The sequence below is a fragment of the Sphingobacterium sp. UBA6320 genome (genome assembly GCF_002440335.1).
Taxonomy (GTDB): domain Bacteria; phylum Bacteroidota; class Bacteroidia; order Sphingobacteriales; family Sphingobacteriaceae; genus Sphingobacterium.
Window position 1 is genome coordinate 85,128 of the sequence record NZ_DJTA01000002.1, and the last position, 12,233, is coordinate 97,360.

Sequence of the window (12,233 nt, forward strand, 5' to 3'; positions counted from 1 at the left end):
TCTTTGCTTTGATCATTATACTATTGAAAAAATAGTATTTCTCCTATTGGCATCTCTATTTTTTCGAGTCATAACTGGCGACAAATAAATCATCGGCCCCTTCTTGTAGCGGTATGTATAAACGTTCCCAGCTTTTGGTATGAACCATTTCCCAACTGTGGCCTTTCCCTTTCAAATCTTCTGCGAGTAAGATCACTCCTGGTTTAATCAAAAATGTGGAACCATCACTAACTTTAAAACGGATTTTGCCTTTTAGTGTCACTACATATTGACGTCTGGGAGCAGGGTGAGCATTTTTTTCCCAATCCTCTGTTTTATTGCTAGACCAAAAAGTAGTTGTACTGGCATGTTTCAATGTTGGAATATATCCTTTTTCAAAAGAACAAGTTCCGTCAGGATTATTGATCAAGCGTATCGCGGGCATTTTACCTTCACTTTCTTCTACTTTTACCGATGTGATGTTTCCATGGTTTTCTTGTGCTTTTACTGATTGACCAATAAATGCTAAACTGACAAGCATGATTGCTTTTGAGATAATTTTCATTTTTTATTAATTTTAAGATCTATTATTATTTTTACAAATTTTCATATACACTGTCGTGAACCATCATACGGTCAAAGTAAGGCTTATACTGCGCTACCAAAGCAAGATGCTGCGGTAATTTTCCGTAAGCTTCTAATTCTTCGAGGCTATCAAATTCCATCGAGACATTGTACGTAAAACTATTATCTAACACAGTACGTGGACTTGAAGCGGCAGGTCTACCATAACGTACATTTTTGACGTAGGGCAATTTTTTGAGTCCTTCAAAAAATTGTTTAAATTCTTCAACTTGCGTTACTGAAAGATCAGGTTTCAGCCAAAAAAGCAGATAATGAAAAAACACGGGTTTTACTTTTTTATGATTTGCTGCTAGTAAATTAGAACTTGTTACGCCCAAGACGCCTACAGTACCTAATGTTTGTATGAAATTTTTTCTTTTCATGTTATTATTAATTAAAATCTATTCTATATTTGAGGATAAAGGCCCATTTATGATCGGTGACCAAACTTTCTTTTGCTGCATTCATACTATAAATTGGTCTATTTTGAGCATCGAAGGTCAAGCGGCTACTATTTCCATGAAATAACATCGATATTCCAGCATCGTATATCGCACTATTATCTTTTAAAGCATTGTAGTTGGCAAGTTGTATGGATACTGCGGGCTGCAGTTGCAGGTTATGATTATTGCGGCTAAAATAGGGCAATGTACCTCCTATTTGAGCATAAAATGTATTACCCGTTCCTGCGGTAGGTAAAGCATTCCCAGCTCCATTTAAACTTGCATTGGCAGCTACTACTCCCGTAGCTGGATTATTTGTTCCAGAAAATCGGACATAATTGGGTCCGTAGTCATTATGCATAGCCATAGCATATGCACTGATAGACGTTCCTTTATCTTTATTGAGAGGCGCATCATAGAAAACATCGAGCGCAACACTTTTCATATCGTCGTTTTGTACTGCTTTATTAGCATCTAAATGCCATAGCGCATGGTTCATATATTCAAAACCTCCACCTACACTTAATACTTTTTTCTTCCCTAGATAGGTACCCGCATTAAATGGCGTTTCAATATTCTCCTTATCAAAAAATGCATATCTAAAGTAACCTGACACATCTTTACGGGCTTCATTTTTACTAAATTTAGCGACATTTAATTCCGGATCAGCATTTGTTGCCGTATAAGGGTCCGCCACCACCAGTCGGTAATCAAAACGTCCAAGTTGACCTTTAATATAAGCACTCATCTCCCGAACAGTCATATCTGTAATACCTGTATTTGAAGTCGCATATAAGGGAAGATCATAGAGTAAAGTTGCCTGAGGTCCTGTTGTAAAACGAGATAGTCCTCTCCAAGTGGAACGTCCAGCACCTACTGCAAGCTTAGGGCTAAAGCTATACTCTGCATATGCATCTAGAAGATCCATATAGGTATTATTTTTACTATTAACATTGACATTTGTGGGTCCCATTTGCAGTACGAAATACAAATTTTCAGTTGGTTTATACGTCATCTTTGCACGAATACGGCGCAGTGATAAATCGGATACACTTCCTACTGGTTCATTATTAACAAGGCTTCCTGGATTTAATTGAGTATAACGTGCCCACAGTTCTGCATACCCACTGAAGCTCACATAACGAGTATGCTCCTTATTTAAATAATGGGTAAGTTTGGGATTTCCAAAATCATTTGTTTGTGCCTTACTTGTTTGTACTCCAGTAAGACCAATGGTCAATAATAATGACGCAAACAGCGGCTTTTTATTCATGATAATTTGTCTTTAATATGATTCGTTTGTTAAGACAAATTTAGCTTGGAATAGAAAGGCAAATTATTAGAAAACTATTAGAAATATAGCTGTAATAATTTAAAAAGGTTAGCGAAACAAGTATATTTCAAATTTATTAAGATTTTACTTTTCATTGGATTGTTAACAGGAAATATGCCTTTAAACGATAATAGGAGATATTTTACTCGATATATTGGCTTTCTGTAATCGCTTCTTTAAAAGAAGGAGCTCCTTCTTTTAAAGAAGCGATCCAATCTTTCAAATAAGGGACACCCTCTTTCTAAAAAAGATCAGACTACCTACCAAAACGGTTCTATGTTTGTTTAATAACCTGGTACTTAGTGAAAAGAAAAGGATCAACTTTAATAGTTTTGGTTTATTATTCTAAAAAAGTGATCATATCCTGAAAACAAACGATCATAGCTTGAAAACAAGCGACCAAAACTTATAAACAAGGAGCTAAACCTTACAAACAAGGGACTGCTTATTAATAAGAAGGGATTGCATGTAGAGAAGAAGGACCTCAATGTTTAAAAGAAGGGATCCCTTCTTTTAAACATTGAAGTCCTTCTTGTAAAGAATCCAAGATAAAACCAAATAATCAGGACAATCTTTTCAAAAAGGGGTTACTTGTTGAAAAGATTGTCTTACTTCTGAATAACATGTGATCCCTTCTTGAGAAGAAGGGATTGCTCCGAACCAAGAAGTGATCCAACTTTTGCATACTATCTTAGGGTCTTGCAGCATGTTGAACATAAAACTTAGCACGCTAACTATTTTAATCACTGCTAATCCCTTCTTCTTACAAGAATACTTCATCATCATAAGAAGATGATGCCTTTATCATTTGTCGTTATGGGATAGAAAGGACGATAGCCCCATTTTGACCAGAAAAAGATCAGATAGGCTCGCTCTTCTCTATTAAATTTTTGTTGCCCGTAGCATTTCCCTTTTTCCTGGTGCACCAGGAGCTTTTTCAATCGTAAATCCTAAAGCCTTCATGCTTCTTTTAAGATTTCCAGTGATCGCATAGGTAACAAATACGCCTCCTGGCTTTATAAATTTAGCGACATGTGCTAATGCTTCATCTGACCACATTTCGGGTTGATGGACCGCAGCAAATGCATCAAAGTACACGATATCAAAAATCTTATTGGAGTTAAAATTCATCAATAAAGTATGATTGATATGTAACTGCGCTTGTTTGTTGATCTGCATTGTTCCAGTTAATGCGTCCTTATAATGCGAGATATAATTTTTCCAATCTTCCTCTGACACAAAAGCATCATAACCAATTTCTTGGATCACTTCTAGAGGTAATGGAAATCCCTCTATTCCAACATAATCTATCTCAACCTGTTTATCAGCAATGTAAGCTAGCGTTTGTGTAAAATTTAAACCTGTTCCAAACCCGACTTCTAAAATTGCAACTTTATCTAACTGATGCTGTTGTATATAATAATCAAGCCCTGTATGAATAAAAACATGTTTACTTTCCTGAACTGCACCATGTTTGGAGTGATAACACTCGCCTATTTGTTCATTGAACAATGTCTTTGAACCATCTCCTGTTGTTACAAATTCCATTTCTTGCATATGGAACAAAAGTAAAATAAATAGATCTTAATCGATACATCTATTCTAGTGTTATTCATCTTTATCTAACCTTAATGATATTAACAAACAAAAAGGCTAGGACGATTGCCTAAATTATAATTGAAAGATAGACTTACTATACCCCCAACAAAATATGGTTGGATAAAATTTGCTCAATCCTATAAGGAAAGATCCATATTCATCTCAATTTATATAAAATTCATATCGAGAACTTAAATTTATATTAAGCTGTTGATCTAACATGTTAAGTGAAATATGCTATTAAAACATTTTTAATAAAACATATTAGAAAAAAAACTAATTTAGTCTTCACAATGACATATTCAATCAATTTATTCCTCCAAAATTATGGGAATATCATCCTACTGATTGTAGGTATTCTTCTAGGTAGTATTTTAGGAATATATCTACCCCAAGTGGTGGTTTATATCAAACCTATAGGTGATATTTTTCTTAATTTACTATTTGTAGCGGTTATTCCTTTAGTATTTTTCGCTATTTCTTCCTCAGTAGCCAATATTGAAGGTACAAACCAGTTAGGAAAGATAATTGGTACGATGAGTATGGTATTTTTAATGGGGGTTTTAATTTCCGCTTGCGCAACTATTGCGGTACTTTATTTTTTTCCTTTGGAGGCTCCACATGTAGCCGATGGGGCTCATCTGCTTGACAACAATCCTGATGATACCTGGAGCGATAAAATGGTTCGCTTTATTACGGTTTCAGAATTTGGAAAATTACTCTCCAGGGAAAATATGCTCGCCCTCGTTATATTTTCATTTTTGGTTGGCATTTCCACTCGAAAATCCAGTACCGCTGCACAACCTTTTCTCGCCTTCTTGAATGGTGGAAACGAGGTAATGAAGAATTTACTGATTTTAATCATGAAAATTTCACCCTTAGGTTTAGGCGCATATTTTGCCTATCAAGTGAGTAGCTTAGGTCCACAATTATTTGGTTTCTATGCTAAACCTCTAGGTCTTTACTACCTTTTTGGTACCCTCTATTTCATTTTGGGTTTTAGCGTATTTGCTTTTATTTCTAATGGAAAATACGGTCTAACGTCATTCTGGAAAAACAATATTGTACCCACATTGACTGCGTTAGGTTCATGTAGCAGCTTGGCCACGATGCCCGCGAATTTACTTGCCGCAAAAAATATTGGAATTCCAGATGCGATCGCAAATGTTGTCATCCCATTAGGAACAACCTTGCATAAACAAGGTTCGAGTATATCGTCTATTTTTAAAATATATGTTGCTTTTCTACTCATAGGGAAAGATTTCTTTGATCCTACTACGCTCATCACAGCACTTGGTATTACTGTACTGGTAAGCGTTGTCGCTGGAGGAATTCCAAATGGTGGATATATTGGCGAAATGCTTATGATTTCAGTTCTTGGCCTACCTATTGAAGCTGTTCCTGCAGTTATGATAATCGGAACGTTAGTTGACCCCTTAGCTACCATCTTAAATGCAACAGGGGATACGGTAGCGAGCATGCTTGTAACAAAATTTACGGGCAATAAATTTCAGGTGGCAGCCGTAGATTCCTTAGAATCTTAATCCATAAAATATAGTACCGTATTGATGTGTTTTATAAAGCATCTCTTTTGCCTCACGCGATTGAAATACATAGGATAGTCCTAAAGATGATCTACCGTTTGCGAGCATAAAACCGATTTTATGGCTATAGATGATTTTTTCAATCTGATATTGTCCTTTGTTGATGTCTTGATGCCCCAACCCACCTTGAATAGTGGCATTATAACCATTAAAATAAACAGCAGGTACGTAGTATAAAAATAATTCGCGATCGTTTCTCGTGCTTTGCACATGCCCCTTTGTAAAAACCGAATGACTGAATGAGCGTAAGCTTCCCCAGCGTATAGGCAACCCTACATGCGCATTGATATGATTCATCCCTAATGTACTAGAGCCCACACCAGATATTTCAAAATTATTGTTTATCGATCTGTAAATTAATTTTTGATATTTCACACCAAGATCAACTCCAAAAGCATTCGATATTTCCTGATCCCAACCTGAAACTTCATACATCTTAAATACTTGATGAATTACTTGTTGGACTTCCTTTCCTTTTGCAAGTGGGCCAACTTGACCTAATTCTACTTTTAAACTTAATACTTGATCATCATTATAAAACTGATTCAATTCTCCGGACAAATATAAATAACCGGCAAAAGGACGATCCCACTGTAAAGACTTTGTCGTATATAAGTTAATCCCATTGTACATTTTTTGTCCAAATTCTATATCCAGTACCCGATTTTTTAGTCGAGAAGTATCCGACCTTAGCCCCAATCGATAGTTGATGTTAATTCCATTTGTATAATAACGATCCTGAGAAGTCAGCAAATAAACATCATTATCATTTTGAATAACAACTTCATGCCGTATATTTTTTGTTTGTGACCATGAATGCTTGACACTACATATTGCTAAACATACATACATGAAAGACAGAATAATTATTTTGATGTTATTCAACTGATTGTAAAAATTAAGATATAAACTAAATTAAAAATATTTAACAAGATTCTAGCTATCTCGTGCAGAATCATTTAAAGATATGTTTTCGATAACAAATAATTATTTAGAAAGGTTATAAATAAACTATCAGAGTTGCAAATTTAGTTACTTCGCCAATCTATTTGTAATTTTGTAGCCGATAAGGTGTTAAATTTTTTAGAATGAAACCTTCATGAGCTTAAATCAGCTCATCAATAAACATGAATAACTGTTCATAAATGATCATGAACATTAAAAAATTACTCGAATGAAAAAAAGTTCCATTGTTCTAATCGCCATCATTGCTGTTGCTATTGCTATGATTCTTGTTATTTACACAGATTCAAGTACATATTCAACTTTTACTGAAGCGAAAGAGAAAAAGACAGAGCTCTATGTTGTAGGTGTACTTAATAAAGAAAAAGCGTTGCATTACGATCCAAAAACAAATGCTAATCACTTTTCATTTTACATGTATGACAACGATAGTACTGAATGCGTCGTGGTATTCAATGGTTCAAAACCACAAGATATCGAACGTTCAGAACAGATCGTGTTAACAGGAAAAATGGATGGCGATGTATTTCACGCATCAAAAATTTTGATGAAATGCCCTTCAAAATACAACCAAGATCAGGTTGAAGTTATCGAAACGAACGCAGTAGCTTTTAATAAATAATATTTCATAATCACCTCATAAATGGACGTAAACTACGTAGGCGAGAATCTATTGCCTGGAAAAATAGGTCAATTTTTCGTTATTCTCTCATTTGGAACAGCACTACTTTCTTTCATCAGTTATTATTTTGCGACAACTAATACGAATAAAGAGGACAAATCTTGGTTAAAGATCGCTAGGATCTCCTTTTGGATAAATGCCGTTTCAATTCTTGCAATTGGGTCGACATTATTTTACATCATATACAATCATTTATTTGAATATCATTATGCTTGGGCCCATAGTTCGAAAGCACTTCCAACGCATTATATCATTTCCAGTTTTTGGGAAGGTCAAGAAGGTAGTTTTTTGCTTTGGATGTTTTGGCAAAGTGTATTAGGATCAGTTCTACTGTTTAAAGCAAAGGATTGGGAAGGTCCCGTGATGACCTTTATCATGTTGTGTCAAGTATTCTTGGCTTCGATGATCGTAGGGGTTCAAATTTTTGGATTTCACTTCGGTAGTTCGCCTTTTATCTTATTACGAGAGGCTATTGAAGGCCCAATTTTCAGTCAAGCTGATTATCTTTCCTTAATTCCCGATGGTCGAGGCTTAAATCCATTATTACAAAATTATTGGATGGTGATCCACCCTCCTACACTATTCTTAGGGTTTGCTTCTATGGTTGTTCCTTTTGCATACGCAGCTGGAGCACTTTGGACCAAACGTTACAAAGAATGGATCACACCTGCATTGCCATGGGCGCTTTTTGCGGTTATGATTTTGGGAGTAGGTATTATTATGGGTTCTTTTTGGGCGTATGAAGCCCTTAACTTTGGTGGTTTTTGGGCTTGGGATCCAGTAGAAAATGCTTCTATTATTCCTTGGTTTACATTAATTGCTGCTGTCCATGTCATGATCGCATACAAAAACTCCGGTCATTCTTATTTCACTGCTACATTTTTAGCATTGGTGAGTTTTGTACTGGTTATCTATGCATCATATCTAACAAGAAGTGGTATTCTTGGAGAAACATCTGTTCACTCCTTTACAGATCTTGGTTTAAACGGACAGTTGATCGCATTTAATGCCACATTCTTTGTCATTATGGTTGTAGCCTTGGTAGTGCGGAAAAAACATATGCCCACAACACAAAAGGAGGAAGATATCTATTCTAGAGAATTTTGGTTGTTCATCGGCGCTTTAGTACTGACTGTAGCCTGTGTTCAAATGATTTCGTCCACATCAATCCCCGTCTTTAATGCTATTTTTGGAACCAAAGTGGCTCCTCCTTTAGATCCTATCCAACATTATAATAAATGGCAATCAGGTTTTGCTGTTATTATTATGATTTTAACATCTATTACTCAGTTTTTAAAATATAAAAAAACAGATCCTAGAAAATTTTTCGCATCTACTATTGCCTCCTTAATCGTTGCGGTTGTATTGACTGCTGTCGTTTCTTATATCACTAAAACATATACAAACCTCATTTTCATATTGATTACTTTCTCTTCTTTATTCTGTATTCTTGCTAATATCCGTGTATTAGCCGATGCTATAAAAGGGAAATGGAAATTAGCGGGTTCGTCTGTAGCACATATTGGCTTTGGACTGCTATTAATTGGAGCTATGGTAGCTGCTTCTACAAACGAAGTCATCTCCATCAATAACACCGGTTATATCGCGGTATCAGGGTTTGATAAAGTGGAGAAACCTGGAGATAACTTGTTTTTAACAGAGGGAGAGCCTGTTCAAATGGGTGATTACCGTATTACCTATATCGGTGATAGTGTTGCTCAACCTAATGTATTTTATAAAATAAAATACGAAAAAATTGATGAAGAAAGTGGAAAAGTCGAAAGTTCATTTGTACTGATGCCATTTGCTCAAAATAATGAAAAAATGGGAGGATTGATTGGTACTCCAGCAACTAAACATTACTTTACTCATGATATTTACACTCTGATCACAGCTGCGGCTTCGGATCAGCAGGCAAAAAATGCGAATATTCCTGCCGAACAAAAAACGGGTTTTGAAGATTATGAAGAACCTGCAACTTATGAGGCTAACGTAGGCGATACACTCCGTTATAGAAATGGATTTTTCGTTATTGAAGGGGTGAATCGAAACGCACACTTAGAGAATATCCCAAAAGGAGATAAAGATGTGATCGTCGGGTTGAAAATTAAAGTGGTGGCTTCTGACAACAAAGAGTACCATGTAGAGCCTATATTCTTAATTAAAGACGGTACTTCTTACGATTTTAATAAGGATGTGAACGAACAAGGATTACGGTTCCGTTTTTCGAATATCTTGCCTAAAAAAGATAAGCTAGAAATTATGGTCTATCAAAAACCATTACCAGAGAAAAAATGGATTGTTTTCAAAGCAATTAAATTCCCATATATTAATTTCTTCTGGTGTGGGACAATCGTGATGTCAATCGGATTCTTCATGTCTATATTTAGAAGAAATAGTGAAGCAAAACGATTAGATAAAAAACAAAGCTAATGGATATTGTCATCTTAGGAAGTGGAAATGTAGCAACTCATTTTGCACAAAACTTTCATCATCAAGGTCACAAAATAAAACAAATATTCAGTCGACAAAAGGCCAATGCACAAGCATTGGCCTTTGCTGTAGATGCGAACAGCATAAGCGCGATATCTGAAATGCAAAGAGATGCAGATTTATATGTGATAGCCATATCAGATCAAGCGATCAGTTCCTTGATCGTAGATTTTCCAACAGATGTATCAGGCATTGTTGTACACTGCTCTGGAGCAACTGAGATGGACGTATTACATCAGTTTAAACATTACGGAGTCATTTATCCACCTCAATCAATTTCTAAAAATGAAGATTCGGACTTCAGCCAGATTCCATTCTGTATTGAGGGGAATACACCGAAAACACAGGACACTCTATTAACACTCATCCATACCATAGCGCCTAAATCTTTTGCATGTAGCACAAGTCAAAGATTAGCGATTCATGTGGCATCGGTATTTGCTAATAATTTTACGAATGCACTTTTCCAGATCAGCTATGAACTTTTGCAAAAGCATGATTTACCCTTTGATTTAGTACGACCGATTATTCTTGAAACAGCAAAAAAAGTACAAACAAAGATTCCAAAAGAGGTTCAAACCGGACCTGCTGTTAGAAATGACAAAATAACGATAAAAAAGCATTTAAATTTTATCAGAGAACAGGATGATTGGAAACAAATCTATCAACTATTATCACAAGAGATTGTGAAAAGAAAAAGCTAAATATCATTTCTTTACCAAGATTTTAAATCTTCTTCATACCTGCCAATAATTTTCGTTTACAACAAGTAACTTAGTACTTTTGCTTTGTCAAAATCGAACATTGGTTCAATATTTGAAAGTATAATAACATAAAAAAATGAATCACGCCAGTCCAACACATTTGATTGGTCAATGATCAAATTTTATTCAAGTAGAGTCTAAATATTATTTAAATTATGACCGTTAGAAAATTAATTCTTGGTACCATGACTGTAATCAATTTGATTATAATCTCCTTTGGTCTTATTTTTACACCACAGTGGTTTTGGTTATTAGTCATTCCAATGCCTCTTTTATTTGTAGCTATATATCATAGTTTCCAACATAAACATGCTATTTTACGCAATTATCCTTTAGTAGGATATTTCCGATATTTCTTTGAGTCTATTCGTCCAGAATTACGTCAATATTTTTGGGAATCTGACACCGATGGCCGTCCCTTTAACAGACGTCAACGTTCAATAGTCTACCAACGTGCAAAAAATCAAAGAGAGACCGTTGCTTTCGGTATGCAAACCGATCCCCAAACTGTAGGAAATGAATGGGCTGCACACTCTGTCTTTCCTTGTCATATTGAAAATCATGATTTACGGACTGTAGTAGGAAATGAATCATGTAAACATCCCTATAATTTAAGCGTCTTTAATATTTCTGCCATGAGTTATGGTGCATTGAGTAAAACAGCCATTACAGCTTTAAACAAAGGTGCTCAACTACAAAATTTCGCACACAATACGGGTGAAGGTGGTATCAGTGAATATCATAACAGTGGTGGTGACTTGATCTGGCAAGTGGGTACAGGTTATTTTGGATGTAGAACCCATGATGGTAAATTTGATCCTGAACTTTTTAGAGAAAAAACAGCTCGTCCAAATATCAAAATGATCGAGTTGAAAATCTCCCAAGGAGCAAAACCTGGCCACGGAGGTATCCTACCTGCAGCTAAAAATACTCCTGAGGTTGCGGCGATACGTCACGTCATTCCGGGGACAGATGTGATGTCTCCACCGGCACATAGTGCATTTTCAAATCCTATTGAAATGATGGAGTTCATTTATAAAATGAAGGAATTAAGTGATTTCAAACCTGTAGGATTCAAAATGTGTATCGGTGACAAACAAGAGTTTATCGAAATCTGCCGTGCTATGCAAACGACACAGATCTTCCCTGATTTCATTGCTATTGATGGCTCTGAAGGTGGGACCGGAGCTGCACCACTTGAATTTACAGATAATCTAGGTATGCCGTTATATGATGCATTAGCATTTGTAACAAAAACTCTTATTGCATTTGGCTTAAAGAAACATATCAAACTACTAGTATCCAGTAGAATCGTGACCGGTTTCGATTTATTAAAAGTCATTGCGCTTGGAGCAGACGCTTGTTATAGTGCAAGAGGTATGATGTTTGCATTAGGCTGTATTCAAGCTTTAAAATGTAACGAAGATACCTGTCCTGTTGGTGTTGCAACACAACAGCCACATCTATACAAAGGATTAGATGTCAATGATAAATATGTACGTGTCGCACAATTTCACCGCAATACTTTACGTGCGACAGTAGAAATTATGGAAGCTTGTGGTTTCAAAACTTTATCTGATGTCAGTGCTGACAAGTTTTTCAGAAAAGTTGATGCGGTCAATACGTTAAGTTTTCAAGACATCTACTTTGGAAGAGAAGGACGCCTGATCGAAAGTCACACCGATTTTGAAGCAAAAATGTTTTAAATAAAACAGCAAAAGGTATAAAAAACAGCAGGGGTCTTATGAT

10 protein-coding genes are annotated in these 12,233 nt (G+C 35.7%); 5 read left to right on the forward strand and 5 right to left on the reverse strand.

The window, feature by feature from the left end; translation table 11 throughout:
• Window positions 1–55: 55 nt before the first annotated feature.
• The 4 genes from B3P23_RS00735 to mnmD form a co-directional block, all read right to left on the reverse strand.
• A complete protein-coding gene (locus B3P23_RS00735; protein ID WP_045753768.1) occupies window positions 56–544 on the reverse strand; it encodes a hypothetical protein in 489 nt (162 codons plus the stop codon).
• A 31-nt stretch (window positions 545–575) separates the two neighbouring features.
• Window positions 576–986, reverse strand: coding sequence for a Dabb family protein (locus tag B3P23_RS00740; RefSeq protein WP_094773293.1), 411 nt, complete (start codon window positions 984–986; stop codon window positions 576–578).
• Between the two features lie 7 nt (window positions 987–993).
• Complete coding sequence (locus B3P23_RS00745) at window positions 994–2,319, reverse strand: hypothetical protein (protein ID WP_293923649.1); 1,326 nt, start codon at window positions 2,317–2,319, stop codon at window positions 994–996.
• 942 nt (window positions 2,320–3,261) lie between these two features.
• Window positions 3,262–3,927, reverse strand: coding sequence for a tRNA (5-methylaminomethyl-2-thiouridine)(34)-methyltransferase MnmD (gene mnmD / locus B3P23_RS00750; protein WP_094773332.1), 666 nt, complete (start codon window positions 3,925–3,927; stop codon window positions 3,262–3,264).
• A 344-nt stretch (window positions 3,928–4,271) separates the two neighbouring features.
• Between mnmD and B3P23_RS00755 the strand changes: the two genes are divergently transcribed.
• Window positions 4,272–5,522 (forward strand): dicarboxylate/amino acid:cation symporter, encoded by a 1,251-nt coding sequence (locus B3P23_RS00755; protein ID WP_293923652.1) that lies wholly within the window; start codon window positions 4,272–4,274, stop codon window positions 5,520–5,522.
• Here the strand turns inward: B3P23_RS00755 and B3P23_RS00760 are convergent.
• Window positions 5,511–6,434 carry a lipid A deacylase LpxR family protein gene (locus B3P23_RS00760; RefSeq protein WP_293923654.1) on the reverse strand — a complete coding sequence of 308 codons (924 nt, stop codon included), beginning with the start codon at window positions 6,432–6,434 and terminating at the stop codon, window positions 5,511–5,513. The genes B3P23_RS00755 and B3P23_RS00760 overlap by 12 nt on opposite strands.
• A gap of 322 nt (window positions 6,435–6,756) precedes the next feature.
• On the opposite strand from B3P23_RS00760, the gene B3P23_RS00765 reads away from it, so the two are divergent.
• From B3P23_RS00765 to B3P23_RS00780, 4 genes are all read left to right on the forward strand, one after another.
• Window positions 6,757–7,167: a cytochrome c maturation protein CcmE gene (locus B3P23_RS00765; RefSeq protein ID WP_045753311.1), complete on the forward strand. Its 411-nt coding sequence runs from the start codon at window positions 6,757–6,759 to the stop codon at window positions 7,165–7,167.
• A 21-nt stretch (window positions 7,168–7,188) separates the two neighbouring features.
• A complete protein-coding gene (locus B3P23_RS00770; RefSeq protein ID WP_248755646.1) occupies window positions 7,189–9,660 on the forward strand; it encodes a heme lyase CcmF/NrfE family subunit in 2,472 nt (823 codons plus the stop codon).
• Window positions 9,660–10,424 carry a Rossmann-like and DUF2520 domain-containing protein gene (locus B3P23_RS00775; protein WP_293923660.1) on the forward strand — a complete coding sequence of 255 codons (765 nt, stop codon included), beginning with the start codon at window positions 9,660–9,662 and terminating at the stop codon, window positions 10,422–10,424. The genes B3P23_RS00770 and B3P23_RS00775 overlap by 1 nt, the downstream gene beginning before the upstream one ends.
• Window positions 10,425–10,639: 215 nt before the next feature.
• On the forward strand, window positions 10,640–12,190 hold the full coding sequence (locus B3P23_RS00780; protein ID WP_045753308.1) for an FMN-binding glutamate synthase family protein: 1,551 nt from the start codon (window positions 10,640–10,642) through the stop codon (window positions 12,188–12,190).
• Window positions 12,191–12,233 lie beyond the last annotated feature (43 nt).